The following is a 19857-nucleotide window of genomic DNA, read 5'->3' on the forward strand; positions in this document are numbered from 1 at the left end:
TCCTATGAAAAAATGGATCGGACGGATGGCTGTGCTGCTGGCTTTTGTATTGACGCTGTCCGGAAGTACGCTGGCAGCTTTCGGGGAGATCCCGTCTGCCACAAAAGAATTCTATGTTAATGATTATGCAGGGGTTTTCAGCGATACCTGGAAGGAAGAGCTTTGCAAGGCTGGTGAGCAGCTGTATGAGGATACCACAGCGCAGCTGGTTGTCCTTACCGTGGATACCACCGATGGGGAAGACATCAGTGATTATGCAGTGGAAACCGGTCGCAAATGGGGAATTGGTTCAAAGAAGAAAAATAATGGTGTCCTGATCGTCCTTTCGGTTTCGGACCGTAAAGTCTGGGTATCTGTTGGCTACGGTCTTGAGGGAAAGCTGCCTGATTCAAAGACCGGACGACTTCTGGATGAATATGCAGTTCCTTCCTATAAAGACAATCAGTTTGAAAAAGGTACCGTGGAGCTTTATTATGCACTGCTAAATGAGATCCGTGAGGAATACGGCCTGGAGAAGATAACAGCTCCCAGGTATGAGAATGTGCAGCAGGATGTGGACGACGATGAGGATGAGGGAACTGTCTGGGAGATCGCGCTGGGGCTTGTGATGATCGTTTTGCTCATGGTGGGCGCATATCTGCTGTGCGTGATGCTGCCTGTATTTCTTATCGTAACTATGGTTCTGATTCTGAAGGGCCTGATAATGAAATTGTCGGGAAAGGATACCGCAGACTACTGGAAAAAGAATTTCAGCCGTATGAGTGTACTGCACCGGCTCTTTAATTCCCTGTTTCCGCTGAGCTGGATCCTGGGAAGAGGGGGAAAAAGCAGCGGCGGAAGTTCCGGTAATGACGATGACAGAGATGATGATTATGACAGCTACGACAGCGGAAGCTCCGGAGACGGAGGAAGCTTCGGCGGTGGCGGTGCAGGCAGGGATTTCTAGTGGTGTCGGCAGGAATCGCCGGTTCTCTTGTACAGCACAGGCGGAGCTTTCTAATGCTCTTGACAAAATTTCTCAACTTTGCTACAATGACGAAAATCAATTCCGTGAGGGAGTAATTCGCGTGTAGACGTGGTTTGTCAACATACTGGTGCATGCACCTGGCAAATCTTAAAGAATGAGACTCATGTATATTTTATTTCTGTTACAGAGATAGAGTATACGTGGGTCTTTTTTTATGGCTTCGGAGCGGATGAATATGCAAAGGAGAAGAAAAATGCTGTTATTTATGAAAGTGCTTTTTACCCAGTTTATTGCGGAAATGGGTGACAAAACACAGCTGATGCTGGTGGCAATGACTTCCAGGTTCAAGCTGAAGGATATTTTGCTTGGAACCGGTGTTGCTGTCCTGGTGCTCAACGGACTGGCAGTGCTTGCAGGAGGTATTATCAGTACCGTGGTCCCTACCTGGCTGATCCGTCTGATCGCAGGTGCAGCGTTCCTGTTTTTTGCGGTGACAACGCTGAAGGGTGACGATGATGAGGAGGAGAATGTTAAGGATCGCAAGATCAAATTTGCACCGCTGTCTGTATTCTGTACATTTTTTGTTGCGGAGCTGGGGGATAAGACACAGCTTACCGCAATTACATTTGGTGCCAATGAGGGACTGAGTTCAGCGGTTGTGGTATGGCTTGCCTGTTCACTGGGACTTTTTGCAGCGGATGTGATCGGACTTCTGATCGGATATCTTCTGAAAAGCAAGGCACCGGAGGGAATCCTCAATACAGTTGCATTTGTTATTTTTTCCATCTTTGGAATCCTAACGCTGAGACAGGGCTTTGGCCTTCTGCTCGGGGCGGGCTCTTCTATGATCCTTCCGCTTACCGTAGCGGTTACGGTTGTGTTTGTGATCGTCTGTCTTGTGCTTTATAAGCAGGCGAAAAAGAATTAAATTATTATAAGGAGCTTTGCACAGAATAGGGCTCATACCTGAAAAAGCCTCCGCATACACTGTAAAAAAGCGTCTTCGGGGGCTTGGCAGTGAAGGATTATATTGAAGAACGTGCAGTTGAGATCGCAGGATATATTGTTGAAACAAAGGCTACGGTGCGGCAGGCAGCTAAGAAATTCGGGATCAGTAAGAGTACGGTACATAAGGATTGCGTAGAACGCCTGAAAGTGATCAATCCGGCTCTGGCCATAGAAGTTCGCAAGGTACTGGATGTAAACAAGCAGGAGCGACATATCCGGGGAGGTATCGCTACCCGGGAAAAATATCTCCATGCTCACATGCGGTGAACAGGCGGGCCGGGTTAAATGCTGATCATAAAATATCAGTGTTTATGGAGCCGGGTAAACTAAAATATGAATGTCTGTGTTATTATCCGGCTTGCTCTGGTTGACATACCTGATAAGATGTGCGAAGATTTATCATACGATAGAACAGCAAAATAAAGCACATAGGAAAGAGAGGATTTTATCATGCTGAAACAGTTATCCATCTATGCAGAAAATAAAAAGGGTGTTATGCAGAACATTACCGGTATCCTGAAGAACGAGGATATCAACATTCTGGGCTCTGTGACTAATGACAGCGCAGAGTACGGAATCGTACGAATGGTAGTTTCGGAGCCGGATAAGGCAATGGAGGCTCTGATCGCTGCAGGATATCTCTGCCACGTGATCGAGGTGATCGGAGTGGAGGTTGAGGATAAGACTGGAAATCTGAATGATCTGCTTCTTACACTGAAGGACAGTAATGTGAGCGTGGATTATCTGTACCTCTCCTTTAACCGTGATTCCGGCAAGCCGATCATGGTATTCCATACCGAGGATATCATGGAAGTGAGATCCTGCCTGAAATCCAGAGGCTATACCGTTTTATAAAAACAGGATTTTACCGTGTGGTAGAGGCTTTTATCCGTTTGATAAATATTAAAATATTCTATATTATAAACACGAAATATCAATTTTACAAATGTATATGGCCATGCTATCATATATCCATAATAGTTCTTAACCTGTAAACAGCCACCTCAGGATATGTGAATATCCGTATCATACAGGCTGGGAATTAAAAAACTCATCACATAAAGTTAATAATTACACCCATGAAGAGATCTGTGGATCAGCGTACACAGATTCCTTCAGAAAGAAGCTGTTACGTCGGCGGAGTTTTCTGTGTCTCCAAGGATGTGACAGCTTTTTTCTTTTGCTCTGAAAAAATTCGCAGTAATTTCACAAAAACATGATACAGTAGGAAAAAACGACGGAAAAGAAATAACAGTATTTCAGAAAATAACAGCCGATAGATAATTCAGCTGTCCAGAACAGAACGGTCTGGAATTGCTGCAGACAGACGAGGAAATGAAATGAGACCAATAAGAATACAGAAAGCGGAAAAAAACAAAAAACAGGGAAACAGAGGGTGGATCTATCTCCTGGCGTTTCTGTTTCCGGTGCTGATCTTTACGCTGGGCTTTGCATTGAAGGGTGTTTATCCTTTTGGAGAGAATTCGGCGCTGGTGGTAGATGGAGTCCATCAGTATACAGCCTTTTACAGGGAACTTTCAGAGCAGCTTGGAAAGGGAACGGGCTGGACCTGGTCCGCACATGCCATGGGATATAATTTTTACGGATTGTTTTGCTATTATCTCTGCAGTCCGTTCAGCTTCCTAATACTGCTGTTTATGAAATTCATGTATGTAAACGAGGCTATTACTGCGGTGATCCTGATCAAGGCAGGGCTTTGCAGCGTATCCATGGCATGGTATTCCGGGAAAAAATATCCGGGCAGAGGAAGTATGGCAGTTTCTCTTGGCTGTATGTACGCACTGTCTGATTTTCTTATAGGCTATTACAGCAATGTGATGTGGCTGGACTGTATCATGCTTCTTCCGGTGCTTGCATATCTTATTGAACAGCTGGTGCATACCGGAAAATGGCGAGGGTATTGTCTGGTGCTGGGGTACTGTATTTTAACCAGCTATTATATGGGATTTATGTTATGCACATTTGCTGCTTTTTATTATCTGGCAGAGCTGGCTGCGGCAGAATCCGGTCGGCGGCCGGAGAAAATCCGTTTTTCATTATTGAAATTTGCCGGGGCGTCTGTTGCCGGAGCCGGACTTGCAGGAATCACGCTGATCCCCGGAATTGCTGCGGTATCCAGAACAGCAGCGGCGGAAGAGGCAGGCACCGGACTTTCGGGAGTGTACGGAGATATCTGGAAACAGCTGGGCGCATTATTCGAGGATTCCCTGTCCTTTGTAAAATCCGGCGACCAGGGAGATGTGAACCTTTACTGTGGCTGTGCAGTGCTGCTTTTTGCCGGGATTTATTTTCTGAATAAAGAAATCCGCACAGCAGAAAAAATCGTAACAGGTATATTGATCGTTTTGTATTTTGCGGGGATCCATATCACAGCGCTGAATCTGCTTTTTCACGGATTGCATAAACCTGTGGGAATCCCCAATCGTTTTGTGTTCATCCTGATATTTCTGCTGTTGAAAATGTCCTGTGATGCATGGGGAAATGTGGAAAATGAAAGCACAGGAAGAATTTTTGCCGGACTGATCGCTGCAGAGGGCTTCTGTATCGTTGTGGGGATCAAAAGCGGAAATATCTGGGGACTTCTGCTTACAGCAGGGGTTCTTGCAGTATTCTTTCTGGTTATGTGGACGGAACGGTGTATCTGTGGAAAACTGTCCGGTCATGCCTTCTGCTGTGTGGAGATCCGAAAGCTGGGATGTCTGGTGCTGGCAGTGCTGATCCTTGCAGAGACAGGAATTCACGGAATCGTCAGTATTACAGATAATGGAACCGCAAACCGTGATATTTATGTGGAAAGTGAGCAGGAGGTTTGTGGATTACTGGAATCTGCCGGTGTGGATCAGGTGGATTACCGTGCCGCCATCGTAAATCCTCTTGTGAGGAATGAAGAGATGCTGTATCAGCTGAACGGGATATCTATGTATTCCTCTACTAATACAGAGGAAATGTGGGATTTTGTAAAAAACATGGGCTTTGAAAATCTGGAAAATCGTTTTCAGTATGCAGGATCCACGGAAGTGACGGATATGCTTCTGGGAATACGATATCTGTTTTGCAGGAATACAAGAAAGCTTCATATTGTTTATAAAAAAATCGGAGAAAGCCAGTCCTTTGATCTCTATGAGAATCCGAGAGCACTGAAAGCAGGATATATGGTCAGTGATTCTGTACTGGACTATGTAATGGAAGGAACAGATCCACTTGAAGTTCAGAACCGGCTGCTCAGCGGTATTGCGGGAAAAAGACTGTACAAAATGCAGACGGTGTCTTCAGAAGCAGTATGGGCCGGGACTGTGGATTTTGATATTTCGCTGAAAAAAGGGGAGCATGGGTATCTCTATATTCCGGGGACAGAGCCGGAAACTGTAACGATCAACGGCCAGGAGCAGAAATCCGATTACTGGAATAATAATTTCCTGGATCTTGGCACTTATGATACGGATACGGTTGTGCATGTAACTGCGGAAACCGGAATGCAGGAAGCGGTTCTGGGAACTTACCGGGAATCGGACCTGGATGAGATCTATGAAATGCTTTCTTCCCAGCAGATGGATCTGAAGAATGGAAAGGGTACCATAGCTGCAGCAAAGGATGGAATGCTCCTTCTCAGCATATTTTATGATCCTGATATGCAGATTTATGTAGATGGGAAAAAGGTCGATGGGAAAAGCATCCAGGGGCTTACCGGTGTAAAGCTTTCGGCCGGGACACATACGGTTACTATGAAATATCGGACTCCGGGGCTGCAGGCGGGAGCAGTTCTTTCTATATTAATAGCAGGAATACTGGGAATACTCTGGTATATCAGCAGAAGAAAAATGGGTATTTCCGGCAGGTTGTGACATCTATGGAGAAAACCGTGTAAAACCCCTGTAAAATCAGCAAAAATTCTTTATAAAACACCTTGACAAGCCCTGTATTTACGGTCTATAATGAGCAAGCGTGCGAATGAAACGTTATATTTTCGCATGCCGTAATTTGTAAATAGCAACCGCAAGGCCCCATGGGAAAGCCCATGGAGAAATAAATCGGGAGGTGAAATGGAATGCCAACATTCAACCAGTTAGTAAGAAAGGGCCGTCAGACAGCTGTTAAAAAATCTACAGCACCGGCTCTGCAGAAAACATACAACTCTTTAAGAAAGAAAGCAGTTGATCAGGCTGCTCCACAGAAACGTGGTGTTTGTACTGCTGTTAAAACAGCTACTCCTAAAAAGCCTAACTCAGCTCTTAGAAAGATCGCCAGAGTTCGTCTTTCCAACGGTATCGAGGTAACAAGTTATATTCCAGGAGAGGGTCACAACCTTCAGGAGCATAGCGTTGTTCTTATCCGTGGAGGAAGAGTTAAGGACTTACCTGGTACAAGATACCACATCATCAGAGGTACTCTTGATACCGCAGGTGTCGCTAACAGAAAACAGGCTCGTTCCAAATACGGAGCTAAGAGACCTAAAGTTAAAAAATAATTTTTGTAGATCAGAAATCTACGCCGCTTCCTGATTGCAGATAATCAGGAGGATTACAAAGATATTATTCATCTAATGTATTACAGCGGAAGACTATAAGGATTTGTACGGTATTCCATATACCCTGTCGGTTGCGGGTTAAATATAGGACCTTACCAGTGCGAACATGCAATAGTTTTACTGCGTGAGTACCGATGATATAATCAATATGATTAAGGAGGGAAGTAACGTGCCACGTAAAGGACATACTCAGAAAAGAGACGTTCTGGCTGACCCGATGTACAATAACAAAGTGGTTACCAAGCTTATCAATAACATCATGTTAGACGGTAAGAAAGGTGTTGCTCAGAAAATTGTATACGGTGCATTCACCAGAGTAGAGGAAAAAGCTGGTAAACCAGCAATTGAAGTATTTGAAGAGGCTATGAACAACATCATGCCAGTTCTCGAGGTAAAAGCAAGACGTATCGGTGGTGCTACTTATCAGGTTCCGATCGAGGTAAGAGCAGACAGACGTCAGGCACTTGCTCTTCGTTGGCTTACAATGTTCTCACGTAAGAGAGGCGAGAAGACAATGGAAGAAAGACTGGCTAATGAGCTTCTGGACGCAATGAACAACACAGGTGCATCCGTTAAGAGAAAAGAAGACATGCACAAGATGGCTGAGGCAAATAAAGCATTTGCTCACTATCGCTTCTAATTCGAGGAGGAAAATTCATTGGCTGGAAAAGAAGGAAGAGAATATCCATTAGAGAGAACCAGAAATATCGGTATCATGGCGCATATCGATGCTGGTAAAACAACTCTTACAGAGCGTATTCTTTATTACACAGGTGTTAACTACAAGATCGGTGATACTCATGAAGGTACAGCGACAATGGACTGGATGGAGCAGGAGCAGGAGCGTGGTATCACAATCACATCCGCTGCTACAACATGTCACTGGACTCTTGAGGAGAACTGCAAACCAAAGCCAGGTGCTCTTGAGCATCGTATCAACATCATTGATACACCAGGACACGTAGACTTCACTGTTGAGGTTGAGCGTTCCCTTCGTGTACTTGATGGTGCTGTCGGCGTTTTCTGTGCTAAGGGTGGTGTTGAGCCGCAGTCAGAGAACGTATGGCGTCAGGCTGATACCTACAATGTACCTCGTATGGCATTCATCAACAAGATGGATATCCTTGGTGCAAACTTCTACGGTGCAGTAGAGCAGATCAAGACTCGTCTTGGTAAAAACGCTATCTGCCTTCAGCTTCCGATCGGAAAAGAGGATGACTTCAAAGGAATCATCGATCTTTTCGAGATGAAAGCATACATCTACAATGATGAGAAGGGTGATGACATCTCTATTACTGATATCCCGGAGGATATGCAGGAAGATGCAGAACTTTATCATACAGAGCTGATCGAGAAGATCTGCGAGCTGGATGATGACCTCATGATGGAGTATCTTGAGGGAGATGAGCCTTCTGTAGACAGACTGAAAGCTGTCCTCAGAAAAGCTACATGTGAGTGTACAGCAGTACCGGTTTGCTGCGGTTCCGCTTACAGAAACAAAGGTGTTCAGAAACTTCTGGATGCAATCCTTGAGTATATGCCGGCTCCTACAGATATCCCGGCTATCAAGGGTGTTGACCTTGACGGCAACGAAGTTGAGAGACATTCATCTGATGATGAGCCGTTCTCCGCTCTTGCATTCAAGATCATGACTGACCCATTTGTAGGAAAACTTGCTTATTTCCGTGTTTATTCAGGAACAATGAACTCCGGTTCTTATGTACTGAATGCCACAAAAGATAAAAAAGAGCGTGTTGGACGTATCCTTCAGATGCACGCTAACAAACGTATGGAGCTGGATAAGGTTTACTCCGGTGATATCGCTGCAGCGATCGGATTCAAATTCACTACAACAGGTGATACAATCTGTGATGAGCAGCATCCGGTAATCCTTGAGTCCATGGAGTTCCCGGAGCCAGTTATCGAGCTTGCGATCGAGCCTAAGACAAAAGCTGGACAGGGCAAACTTGGCGAGGCACTTGCTAAGCTTGCTGAGGAGGACCCGACATTCCGTGCTCATACAGATCAGGAAACTGGACAGACCATTATCGCTGGTATGGGTGAGCTTCACCTGGATATCATCGTTGACCGTCTTCTTCGTGAGTTCAAGGTTGAGGCTAACGTTGGTGCACCTCAGGTTGCTTACAAAGAGACAATCACCAAGCCTGTTGATGTAGACAGCAAGTATGCTAAACAGTCTGGTGGTCGTGGACAGTATGGTCACTGTAAAGTTAAATTCGAGCCTATGGATGCCAACGGAGAAGAGCTGTACAAGTTCGAGTCCACAGTTGTTGGTGGTGCTATTCCGAAGGAATACATCCCGGCAGTTGGCGAAGGTATCGAGGAAGCTATGAAAGCTGGTATCCTCGGAGGATTCCCGGTAGTTGGTGTACATGCAAATGTATACGATGGTTCTTACCATGAAGTCGATTCTTCTGAGATGGCATTCCACATTGCAGGTTCTCTTGCATTCAAGGATGCTATGCAGAAAGCAGCTCCGATTCTTCTTGAGCCAATCATGAAGGTCGAAGTTACTACACCAGAGGATTACATGGGTGACGTTATCGGTGATATCAACTCCCGTCGTGGACGTATCGAGGGTATGGAAGATATCGGCGGCGGTAAGATGATCCGTGGATATGTTCCGCTTTCCGAGATGTTCGGATACGCTACAGACCTTCGTTCCAGAACACAGGGACGTGGTAACTACTCTATGTTCTTTGAGAAATATGAGCAGGTTCCGAAGTCTGTACAGGAGAAGATCCTTTCTAAGAAGGACTGATCCACTATAAATAAATAAAATGCTTGCAAATAACCTTGGTTTGCAATATAATCAAGGTTAGCAAGTTTAAATCTGAAAAAATGCTCTAATTTTGATAGAGCCAAGTTTTAAGGAGGACATTTTAAAATGGCAAAGGCTAAGTTTGAGAGAACAAAACCGCATTGTAACATTGGTACCATCGGACACGTTGACCATGGTAAAACAACATTAACAGCAGCTATCACTAAAGTTCTTGCAGAGAGAGTTCCAGGAAACGTAGTAGAGAACTTTGAGGATATCGATAAAGCTCCAGAGGAAAGAGAGCGTGGTATCACAATTTCTACAGCTCACGTTGAGTATCAGACAGAGCGTAGACATTACGCACACGTTGACTGCCCAGGACATGCTGACTACGTTAAGAACATGATCACAGGTGCAGCTCAGATGGATGGTGCTATCCTTGTTGTTGCTGCTACAGACGGTGTTATGGCTCAGACTAAAGAGCATATCCTTCTTTCCCGTCAGGTAGGTGTTCCTTACATCGTTGTATTCATGAACAAATGTGATATGGTAGACGATGAGGAGCTTCTTGAGCTCGTTGAGATGGAGATCCGTGATCTTCTTTCCGAGTATGACTTCCCAGGAGATGACATTCCGGTTATCCAGGGTTCTGCTCTTAAAGCTCTTGAGGATCCGGCTGGCCCATGGGGAGACAAGATCATGGAGCTTATGGATGCTGTTGATGAGTACATTCCGGACCCACAGCGTGACACAGATAAACCGTTCGTAATGCCTGTAGAGGACGTATTCTCCATCACAGGACGTGGTACAGTTGCAACTGGTAGAGTTGAGGCTGGTGTTCTTCACGTATCTGAGGAAGTTGAGATCGTTGGTATCAAAGAGGAGACTCGTAAAGTTGTTGTAACTGGTATCGAGATGTTCCGTAAACTTCTTGATGAGGCTCAGGCTGGTGATAACATCGGAGCACTTCTTCGTGGTGTTCAGAGAAACGAGATCGAGCGTGGACAGGTTCTTGCTAAACCAGGAACACTTACATGCCATACAAAATTCACAGCTCAGGTTTACGTTCTGACTAAAGACGAGGGTGGCCGTCATACACCATTCTTCAACAACTATCGTCCGCAGTTCTATTTCAGAACAACAGACGTAACAGGTGTTTGCAACCTTCCAGAGGGAACAGAGATGTGCATGCCTGGAGATAACATCGAGATGACAATCGAGCTGATTCATCCGATCGCTATGAGCCAGGGTCTTACATTCGCTATCCGTGAAGGTGGACGTACTGTTGGATCAGGACGTGTTGCTACAATCATCGAGTAATACAATCTGAAAATAGATTTGTTATCGCAAGATAACTTGTGTCCAAACGTAAGATACCCCAGAAACCTTGTGTTTCTGGGGTTTTTCTGTACTCTAAGAAAAGAATTGTTTGTAAAATTATCAGATTAGAAACAGTGAAACGTTTATCAGAAAGATGAAATACGGATAAATTTAAAATTGAAAAATCAGTCTAGCGGTGCCAAAACGGTGCCAAAAAGAAACTCCTGCGAATATTTGCTATTCACAGGAGTAATTTTTTTACCAGCCTTTGATCTGTTTGATCTGTTCAGCACGTTCCGGATCACGATGATATTGCAGTTTCAGACGGATCGTTTCCACAACTTCCTGTCTGGCTTCATCATCAAGCTGATAGAACGATGTGAGCAGATTATCTACATCAGGCATACTGTTCTTACCGAAAAGATACATCAACGGGTACATAGAATTTTTTAAATAAGTCTTTACACGGCTTGCGTCTAATGCTCCGTTCAAACCGTCTGGAAGTGTAGGATAAATCTCTTCTTCCTTAATTGTGCCAGAAAATGGACTGGCAGAACATATCTCATTCACATCAATTTGTAATTCATTTGCAAGTCTTAAAGCAAAATCAAATCGAATATTGGAATCTTTTTGAATAATTGAATATAAGGTTGTGGCACTGATTCCGGTTGCCTTTGCAATTTTACGGACATTTGTGCCTTTTTCATCAAGATATTTCTTTAAATTTTTACCGTCACCCATAGAATCCTCCTTTTTCATATATTGCAAAATTACGAAAAACATAAATCTATAGAATATCATAGCACAGACCTGGAATAAAATAAAGAGAAAATAATATACGAAGATCGTAAAAATATGTTTACGAAATATTGACAATGAAATAAATACATGATATTATCAATTTACGAAAATCGTACAGATATAGAAATACAGTAAACGTATTCTGTATCTGGAGAGGAAAGGAGGATGCAGTATGGCAAGCTACAATTATATGATGAGTGCTGATGAAGTGGCACAGGAATTAAACTGCTCAAAATCTTATGCTTATAAACTGGTGAAAGCTATGAATAAGGAACTGGCTGCACAGGGATATATTACGATGGCTGGAAGAATACCAAAGGCGTTTTGGGCAAAAAAGATGTATGGCTATGAAATAGCAGGAAATTAAGGAGGATTAATATGGCTTACAGAGAAAAAGACACAAAAAAATGGACAGCCCAGTGGTTTGAGACAAATGTTATGGGTGAGAAGAAAAAACGCAGAAAGCGTGGATTTGAAACAAAGCGAGAAGCATTGGAGTTTGAACGAAGTAAAAAGTTGAGCACTGAGCGAAGTATGGATATGAAACTGAGCGATTTTATTGAGATTTATTTTTCAGACAAACAGAATGACCTAAAAGATCGAACAATCAAAAATAAAAGATATATGATGCAACAGCATATCGTTCCATACTTTGGAAATCAGATGATGAGTGAGATCAAGGCTTCACAGATTATTCAGTGGCAGAATGAAATTCAGAAAAAAGGATATTCAGATTCTTATCTGAGAATGATTCAGAATCAGTTGACCAGTCTGTTTACACATGCAGCTAAAATATATGATTTGCCAGTTAATCCATGCAAGAAAGTGAAACGAATGGGAAATTCGGATTCGAGAAGTTTGAACTTCTGGACACTGGACGAGTACAAACAGTTTATACAGACAATGGAGCCGGGAACAAGATATTATCTTATATTTGAGATGCTGTTCTGGACTGGGTGCAGGATTGGGGAGCTGCTTGCGATTACAAAAGCTGATATCAATTTTGAAAAGAATCAGCTTAGTATCAATAAGACTTATTACCGAACAGGAATGCAGGATATTATCACAGAACCAAAAACAAAACAGTCCTTTCGAACAATCGAAATTCCAGAATTTTTGAAAGAGGAAATTAAGGAATTTGTAGATGGTCACTACGGAATGCCGGATACAGAAAGATTGTTTTCAGTTGTTCAGGAAGCGGTACAGCATAAGATGAAACGGCAGATTGAACTGGCAGGAGTAAAGAAAATCCGAGTGCATGATCTCAGACACAGTCATGTGGCTTATCTCATTGAGAAAGGTGTAGAACCGTTACTGATCCGGGACAGATTGGGTCATAAAGATATTCGTATCACATTGAATACTTATGGACATCTTTATCCAAATCAGCAGAGGAAGATTGCAAATCTGCTGGATAATGAAAATGCAGTTACCGGATTGGGAGAAGAAAGAGATGAATGTTGAAAAGGCAAAAGAAAAAGCCCAGATAAATAATCTGAGCAAGTTCTCTGATAATCAGATTAACTGATATACCATCTTGGCAGATTCAGTATATCACGAATCGAGAAATACGACAATTCCCGAATATCTGTTCATCAGAGACTTGCCCGGAAGGGCAGGAGGAGATGATGGAATGAATATGAATGAAAAAAACAAAATTAAGAATTGCAGAATAGAACCAAAACTGAAACTGATCAATATGGATTCAGTAGAGGTGGAACAGGTAGAATGGCTGCTTTATCCGTTTATTCCTTATGGAAAAGTGACCATTATACAGGGAGATCCGGGAGAAGGAAAGACAACAATGGTACTTCAGATTATTGCAAAACTGACCAGAGGAGAGCCGATTCTTCCTGTTACTGATACAACAAAAGAAAAACGAAGTGATGAAGTCGGTAGTGAGAATGAAGATCTAGATGCCAAAGATAATATTCAGGAACAGTCTTCTATGTCACCTGTAAATGTGATTTATCAGACAGCGGAAGATGGTCTAGGAGATACTATCAAACCCAGATTACTTGCTGCAGGTGCAGATTGTTCGAGGGTGCTGGTGATTGATGACAGTGACCAGCCACTGACAATGGCAGATGCCAGATTAGAAGAAGCAATCGTGCAGACAAAAGCCAAAATGGTTGTTCTTGATCCGATTCAGGGATTCCTGGGAGCAGAGGTAGACATGCACAGGGCAAATGAGATCAGGCCATTGATGAAGCGTGTCGCAGTGCTGGCAGAAAAATATCACTGTGCAGTCATTTTAATCGGTCATATGAACAAAAACAGTAACGGCAAATCTTCTTATCGAGGACTTGGCTCCATTGATTTTCAGGCTGCTGCAAGAAGTGTCCTGATTGTCGGGCGAGTGAAAGATGAACCAGAAGTAAGAGTGGTATGTCATACGAAGAGTTCTCTTGCACCGGAAGGAACGTCCATTGCATTCAGACTGGATAAGAATAATGGCTTTGAATGGATTGGAGAATATGATATCAGTGCCGATGAACTTCTTAATGGAGACGGCAGAGGGCAGAAAAGTCGGAAAGCAAAAGAATTTCTCCTTGAAATACTGGCAAATGGAGGAATGACTCAAAAGAAAATTGCAGAAGAAGCCGAAACCAGAGGAATAAAAAGTAAAACGTTATGGAATGCCAAACGGGAACTTGAAATTGATTCTGTAAAACGTGGAAAGCAATGGTATTGGATGCTGCCAGAATAAAAATGGAAGATGGCAAGATTACCATTTCTTAAGAAGAGGGAATCTTGCCACCTTGAAAGGAGAACAGATGCAAAATAAAAATGTACAGATTCCATACGAGTTATTTTTTCAACTCCTGCAATATTTTTTGATGGATAACTACGATGGCGAAGAAATAATCCGGTTGGGATTGGAGAAAAAACTGGATGCAATGGTGAATCGTGAAGTGTATAGCAAATCCAAAACAGCACCAACGGAAGAAGAAAGGGAAAAGTTCCGGCAGGAATATCTGGACAGACGGGGAATACCGGAGAACTTTCGATGGTAAAGGTTCTTTCTGACTACTTTATTACAGGAGCGTGTCACGCACCTGTAGATAGCAGACAAGTAGAAAGCTGGTAAGATGTAGCCGGGAGTTTGTTGGTGGAGAAGAGAATTTTCAAAAGGGAGCCCTGATTCAGGGCGTCCCTGCGGAAACGCTAAATGAAAGGAGAATGGCATAATGCGAGAAGGAAGATTAGGATATAACAGTTATAACAAAAGATATGGATTATTATCATCAGATCTATGGATTGATACAGGATTTCACTGTGGAGAATGCCTGGAAGTGTTGCTTGATGATGAATGGGTTCAGACTAGAATGGAAATGAATCCTGCAAGAGAATGGCATCTTGTAGGAACACCGTATTGTGGTGATCTGGAATATATCCGGGCAAGGATACCGGGATAATTCAGCCATACAAGTAACGCAGGAGTGAACCGACCAACGGGAGGAATAGCCCCCGGCAGGGCGCAAGGGTACTTTTGATGGACGGTACGGCTGTCGAAAGTGCTTTTGCGTTACTTTTGACAAAAGTAACAAAACCGCCGTATCCGGCGAAAGTTTCTTAATATCGCTATTACTGGCGTGAATAAAAATTATGTGCCATATCTAGCACTTGATTAGAAAAGAGGTGAGAAACATTATGATAAAACGAACAATTAGCGGTATGATTGGGAAAGGTTCTCTGGCTCATAACAGGAGAGAGTTTTTCGCAGAGAATGTAGACCCAGACAGAGTACAATTAAATATTTGTTACCAGAATGAAAATCTGAAAGAAGTTTACAAAGAGTTATTTGATGATGCTGTGGAGAGATACAATACCGGGAAAAGAAAAGACCGGAAGATTACAAATTACTATGAAAAAATCCGGCAGGGAAAACAGGAAAAGTTGTTCCATGAAGTGATTTTCCAGATTGGAAACCGAGAAGATATGGCTGTTGGAACAGAAGCAGGAAATCTGGCTGTAAACGTACTGGATGAGTATGTAAAAGATTTCCAGAAACGGAATCCGACACTTCGGGTATTTAGTTGCTATTTGCATCAGGATGAGGCTACTCCACATCTTCATATTGACTTTATTCCTTATGTGACGGGCTGGAAAGGAAAAGGAATGGATACCAGAGTTTCGCTGAAACAGGCATTAAAAGGTCTTGGATTTCAAGGTGGAAATAAGCATGATACGGAGCTGAATCAGTGGATAAATCATGAAAAAGAAGTACTGGCAGAGATTGCAAGGCAGTATGGAATTGAATGGGAACAGAAAGGTACTCATGAGGAACATCTGGATGTCTATAACTTCAAGAAAAAAGAACGGAAAAAGGAAGTACAGGAATTGGAGCAGGAAAAAGAGCATCTAACTGCTGAAAAAGAAGAATTAACAGCACAAATTGCAGAATCCAGAGCAGATATCCAGAATTTAAAAGACGATAAGGAACAGGCAATCAAGGCGAAGCAAGAAGCAGAACAAAAGGCAGGGAGCGCAGAAAAAGAACTAAAAAGCCTGGAAGATCGCAGAGAACAGCTACAACCGATTATGGATAGTGTGAGCAAAGAAATCAAAGAATATGGAACAGTTAAAATGTTACTGCCGGAGGCGGGCACGCTAGAACGGGCAGTAACCTATCGAGACAAAAAAATTAAACCACTGTTTCTTCAAATAAAGAATAAGGTTGCTGTAATGGCGGCTCAGGTTAAAGAACTCACGAAAGAGGTGGAAGGGTGGAAGAAAAAATATCAAAAGGTGAAACAGAAATATAATGCTATTCAGAGAGAACTGGATGATATACGTAAAGACAATCAGAAATTGTCAGAAGAAAAAGATATATTACAAGGTGTTTCTGATAGGTATGATCGTGTTGTGCGTGTTCTTGGAATAGAAACTGTAGATACAGCAGTACAGCAGGATATTCAAAACGAGAAAGTCCTGGAAGAAAAGCGACGGATGGAGCAAATGCCGAAGGGAAATATTCATGAAAGATTGGCATGGGGAATGAAAAAAAGCGAGATGGAGAATCAGCAGCGTAAGAAAACTAAATCAAAAAACAGAGAAATGGAGAGATAAGATTATGGAAACACACATTTATGATGAAAAGAACGGATTAAGCTATACTTTGCATGGAGATTATTATTTGCCGAATTTGGTATTGAATGAAGAAAAACCGATATATGGGAAATATGGAATGCTGCGAAAACAGTTTCTGAAGGAACACAGATTAGCAAAATATCAATATTTGTTGTTGACTGGAAAGCTGACGGAACACCTGAATCAGATTGATCAGGAGAGCAGAGAACAGGTGGAAATGCTTATGGAACAGATGGCAGAAAAACAGGGTGTAACTGAAGAATTAAAGGTACAGAACCAGACGAAGTGGGTTAGGCTGATGAATAATATAAAAGCCAGTGCAGAAGAAATGGTGTTGAGAGAAATACTTTATATATAAGTATTGGTTGTAAAGGACTGAACAGGAAAAGTATAATACTATCCGGCTTATTAAGATTTATTTCACATCTCTTGATTTTTATTACGGTTACTGATATAGTTATTACAGTAACCGTAATAAGGAGGGGATGCTATGAGGGATAATGTGAAAAGTGGTGCACTCACAGAAGTGACATTCTATATTTTGCTTTCACTCTATTCACCTAAACACGGATATGCTGTCATGCAGTTCATTGAAGAAAAAACAGGTGGGCGGCTTTCATTGGGAGCAGGCACTTTATATGGTGCATTAAATTCAATGCAGGAAAAGGGATGGATTGAGCTTTTCGGAGATAGTGAAGGTAGAAAAAAAGAGTATCTTATCACTGTAAAAGGAAAGGAGATAGCTGAAAAAGAACTTATCAGACTTCGTGAACTTGTAGGTATTGCAAGCGGAATTGTAGGAGGTACATTATGAGCAAAAAGTGTTATCGTTTTTTTGGCGGGCTATTGACGGTACAGAAAAACTGGCTGAATAAGATGGCTGAAAAAGGTTATCGCCTTATTCGAACGGGAAAATTACTCTATGAATTTGAAAAATGTAAGCCAGGTCAAGTTCAATATTGCGTGGAGTTTATAGGACAAAAATCAAAAGCTAATGCTGAAGATTACCATGATTTCTTGGAAGAAATGGGATATTCCGTATTCTATAAAAATATCAATCTTAATTATTCTGTTGGTAAAGTTCGCTGGCGTCCGTGGGCTGAAATTGGCGGTCGTATTGCAACAAACACTACAACATTTAACAGGGAATTGCTGATTGTAGAAAAAGAAAATGATGGAAAACCTTTTGAACTTCATACGTCCTATGAAGATAGGGCAAATTATTACAGTAATTTGCGAAATCCCTGGCTTTTATTAATGCTTATGCTCGTGGCATTTGCTACCGTAAATCGGTCTGTTATTTTAGGCATAGTTGCTGTGATTTTTCTAATCCCTGTCATTATATACCAGTTGCAAATTATGAAAAATAGGCATGAAGCGAAGATGAAGGAGTGGTGATTCAGGATAACAAGGTTGGTTTAGCTGATGCAATGTAATGCACTGTCGTTTGAGGGTTAGTAGCCCGTTCTTAAATTTGTGGGCAGTTTGTTGCTGATGATATAAATATTAGAGAAAATTAATTGAAAGTTAAAAAAAGAAAGTAATAAGTAAACAAAGGCTCAATTGTAAACATGTATTGGGAACGCTATAATGGAAATAAGGACAGGAGGTGCGAACAATGCGTATTGGTGAGCAGATAAAAAACTATCGAAAAACTGAGGGATTAACACAAGAACAGGTGGCAAATTATCTGGGTGTTTCTACTCCTGCGGTAAATAAATGGGAAAAGGGAAATACATATCCGGATATCTCATTACTTCCAGCTTTGGCACGATTATTGAAAATTGATATGAATGAATTGTTTTCGTTTCGTGAAGAATTGACCGAAAAAGAGATTGGACAATTTGTGAATGAACTTTCGGAAGTTTCATTGGACAGCTTTACAGAGGCTTTCGAGATGGCATCTCGTAAAATACAGGAGTATCCTCATTGCGACTTATTAATATATACGATCGCAACCGTTCTGAACGGATCTTTGACTTTGTCAGATCTTAATGGCGAAGAACGAATGGAATATAATAAAGCTATTATTGAGTGGCTGGAACGAACAGCAGACAGTCAGGATGAAAGAGTGAGAAATTCAAGCGTTTTTATACTTGCAACAAAATATGTCCAAATGGAGAAATATGAAGAAGCAAATGCCCTTTTGAAAAAAATTCCTGATACTGTAATTGATGCAACGATTATGAAAACAAGTGTATTAGCACATCAGGAAGGAACAGACACTGCTGCGTTATTCCTGGAAGGGAAACTGCTACAGGCAGTTGTCAATATTCAAAGCTACTTGTATAAGTTAATTGAAATGGAAGAAGAAACAGGAAATCATGATAAAGCAGAGAGAATTGCTGAGATTACAGATCACATGATATCGTTGTTTGGACTATGGAATTACGGCAACACAGTGCCATATCTGCTGATTGCTGGATATCGAAAAGATGTAGAAAAATGTGTTCAGTTAATTAAGCAATTATTAAGTGAATCACAGAAGCCTTGGAATATGACACAATCCCCTTTGTATTACAGGTATGAAGATACTGCACAGGGAAAAGCCTTTTCGGGAGTTGGAAAAAATTTTGTTCGTGAATTGTATTCGGAAATTGAAAATAAGAAAGAGTATGAATTCTTGAGAGGGAATAAGGAACTCGAATTAATTTTTGAGGAACACTTGAAATAGGTTGTAAAAATGTATGGAAATAGATATAGTTGAGAAAGAAGAAAATTTTTGACATTTCCACAGATGCGTGCTAATATGATTATAGAAAAAGAGTGCTACCGATAGACGGTTAGTCCGTTTTACTATTTAGAATATCATCAAAGATAACCGCTTAGTTTACCAGACCAGGGCGGTTATTTTTGTGGTTTATGATTATCTTTGCCTAATGTATATCCGATACTAAAGCAGGTTAAGCCGAAGCTCACTACTGCTATGAAGTCAATAATACTCATTGGCTTAGCCCTCCTTTCCAATGGATTCCTTTACAGGTTTCTATGTAATCAGAGGGTCACAGTCCCTCTGGAGAAGGACTAACCGCCTACCGTTATGGTAGCACCCATGTTTCGATTATAACAGTTAAAAATTACCGGTGCAATATAAAGTTGGTAGAGAAGTATCTAGTATCTACAGAAGAAAATCGGTTTGAGTATTCTCCGGTGCCAAAACGGTGCCAAGAAATCAGGCAAATCAAAATAGGTGGTGCAATTCAGCCGTTTTTCACTGTATTTTGGAGAGAAAACCATAAAAAATATGAGGTAAAACGGGATTAAAGTATCGTGAAGGTGGACGTACTGTAGGATCAGGACGTGTTGCTACAATCATCGAGTAATACAATCTGAAAATAG

At 41.9% G+C, this 19857-nt stretch carries 20 protein-coding genes; 19 read left to right on the top strand and 1 reads right to left on the bottom strand.

Features of this window, described 5'->3' with window-relative positions:
- Positions 1 to 4 precede the first annotated feature (4 nt).
- The 9 genes from DW694_RS05310 to tuf all read left to right on the top strand — a co-directional run bounded on the left by DW694_RS05310 (position 5) and on the right by tuf (position 10623).
- On the top strand, positions 5 to 946 hold the full coding sequence (locus DW694_RS05310; RefSeq protein WP_182465478.1) for a TPM domain-containing protein: 942 nt from the start codon (positions 5 to 7) through the stop codon (positions 944 to 946).
- 274 nt (positions 947 to 1220) lie between these two features.
- Positions 1221 to 1895 carry a TMEM165/GDT1 family protein gene (locus DW694_RS05315; RefSeq protein ID WP_118752649.1) on the top strand — a complete coding sequence of 225 codons (675 nt, stop codon included), beginning with the start codon at positions 1221 to 1223 and terminating at the stop codon, positions 1893 to 1895.
- Between the two features lie 89 nt (positions 1896 to 1984).
- Positions 1985 to 2242 (top strand): sporulation transcriptional regulator SpoIIID, encoded by a 258-nt coding sequence (spoIIID, locus tag DW694_RS05320; RefSeq protein WP_021653046.1) that lies wholly within the window; start codon positions 1985 to 1987, stop codon positions 2240 to 2242.
- A gap of 183 nt (positions 2243 to 2425) precedes the next feature.
- Entirely contained in the window at positions 2426 to 2830 is a 405-nt protein-coding gene (locus DW694_RS05325; RefSeq protein WP_015526362.1) for an ACT domain-containing protein, read from the top strand.
- Positions 2831 to 3315: 485 nt separating this feature from the next.
- Complete coding sequence (locus tag DW694_RS05330) at positions 3316 to 5838, top strand: YfhO family protein (protein ID WP_118752650.1); 2523 nt, start codon at positions 3316 to 3318, stop codon at positions 5836 to 5838.
- A gap of 203 nt (positions 5839 to 6041) precedes the next feature.
- Entirely contained in the window at positions 6042 to 6461 is a 420-nt protein-coding gene (gene rpsL / locus DW694_RS05335) for a 30S ribosomal protein S12 (protein WP_015526360.1), read from the top strand.
- 229 nt (positions 6462 to 6690) lie between these two features.
- Positions 6691 to 7161, top strand: a complete 471-nt coding sequence (gene rpsG / locus DW694_RS05340; protein ID WP_059086633.1) for a 30S ribosomal protein S7 — start codon at positions 6691 to 6693, stop codon at positions 7159 to 7161.
- Between the two features lie 18 nt (positions 7162 to 7179).
- The gene (fusA, locus tag DW694_RS05345) at positions 7180 to 9303 is read left to right on the top strand and encodes an elongation factor G (protein ID WP_286186863.1); all 2124 of its coding nucleotides are present in this window, start codon (positions 7180 to 7182) and stop codon (positions 9301 to 9303) included.
- 126 nt (positions 9304 to 9429) lie between these two features.
- The gene (tuf, locus tag DW694_RS05350; RefSeq protein WP_015526359.1) at positions 9430 to 10623 is read left to right on the top strand and encodes an elongation factor Tu; all 1194 of its coding nucleotides are present in this window, start codon (positions 9430 to 9432) and stop codon (positions 10621 to 10623) included.
- A gap of 258 nt (positions 10624 to 10881) precedes the next feature.
- Here the strand turns inward: tuf and DW694_RS05355 are convergent, their stop codons facing one another.
- Positions 10882 to 11364 carry a helix-turn-helix transcriptional regulator gene (locus tag DW694_RS05355; RefSeq protein WP_015541737.1) on the bottom strand — a complete coding sequence of 161 codons (483 nt, stop codon included), beginning with the start codon at positions 11362 to 11364 and terminating at the stop codon, positions 10882 to 10884.
- Between the two features lie 232 nt (positions 11365 to 11596).
- Here DW694_RS05355 and DW694_RS05360 point away from each other — a divergent pair, with 232 nt between their 5' ends.
- From DW694_RS05360 to DW694_RS05405, 10 genes are all read left to right on the top strand, one after another.
- A complete protein-coding gene (locus DW694_RS05360) occupies positions 11597 to 11791 on the top strand; it encodes a hypothetical protein (RefSeq protein WP_055258613.1) in 195 nt (64 codons plus the stop codon).
- Positions 11792 to 11802: 11 nt separating this feature from the next.
- Positions 11803 to 12888: a site-specific integrase gene (locus tag DW694_RS05365; RefSeq protein ID WP_118752651.1), complete on the top strand. Its 1086-nt coding sequence runs from the start codon at positions 11803 to 11805 to the stop codon at positions 12886 to 12888.
- A gap of 175 nt (positions 12889 to 13063) precedes the next feature.
- Positions 13064 to 14134 carry an AAA family ATPase gene (locus DW694_RS05370; protein WP_081020991.1) on the top strand — a complete coding sequence of 357 codons (1071 nt, stop codon included), beginning with the start codon at positions 13064 to 13066 and terminating at the stop codon, positions 14132 to 14134.
- Between the two features lie 67 nt (positions 14135 to 14201).
- Complete coding sequence (locus DW694_RS05375) at positions 14202 to 14441, top strand: hypothetical protein (protein WP_055258607.1); 240 nt, start codon at positions 14202 to 14204, stop codon at positions 14439 to 14441.
- 174 nt (positions 14442 to 14615) lie between these two features.
- Positions 14616 to 14843, top strand: a complete 228-nt coding sequence (locus tag DW694_RS05380; RefSeq protein ID WP_118752652.1) for a DUF5348 domain-containing protein — start codon at positions 14616 to 14618, stop codon at positions 14841 to 14843.
- A gap of 235 nt (positions 14844 to 15078) precedes the next feature.
- Positions 15079 to 16497 (top strand): plasmid recombination protein, encoded by a 1419-nt coding sequence (locus DW694_RS05385; RefSeq protein WP_117854834.1) that lies wholly within the window; start codon positions 15079 to 15081, stop codon positions 16495 to 16497.
- Between the two features lie 4 nt (positions 16498 to 16501).
- The gene (locus tag DW694_RS05390) at positions 16502 to 16876 is read left to right on the top strand and encodes a TnpV protein (protein WP_055258600.1); all 375 of its coding nucleotides are present in this window, start codon (positions 16502 to 16504) and stop codon (positions 16874 to 16876) included.
- A 132-nt stretch (positions 16877 to 17008) separates the two neighbouring features.
- Entirely contained in the window at positions 17009 to 17332 is a 324-nt protein-coding gene (locus DW694_RS05395; protein WP_055056227.1) for a PadR family transcriptional regulator, read from the top strand.
- Positions 17329 to 17916: a DUF2812 domain-containing protein gene (locus tag DW694_RS05400; RefSeq protein WP_055056226.1), complete on the top strand. Its 588-nt coding sequence runs from the start codon at positions 17329 to 17331 to the stop codon at positions 17914 to 17916. Before DW694_RS05395 ends, DW694_RS05400 begins: the two co-directional genes overlap by 4 nt.
- 220 nt (positions 17917 to 18136) lie before the next feature.
- Positions 18137 to 19192, top strand: a complete 1056-nt coding sequence (locus DW694_RS05405; RefSeq protein ID WP_118752653.1) for a helix-turn-helix transcriptional regulator — start codon at positions 18137 to 18139, stop codon at positions 19190 to 19192.
- The last annotated feature ends 665 nt before the right edge of the window (positions 19193 to 19857 follow it).

It is taken from the genome of Ruminococcus sp. AM26-12LB (assembly GCF_003480785.1).
GTDB lineage: Bacteria > Bacillota > Clostridia > Lachnospirales > Lachnospiraceae > Blautia_A > Blautia_A fusiformis.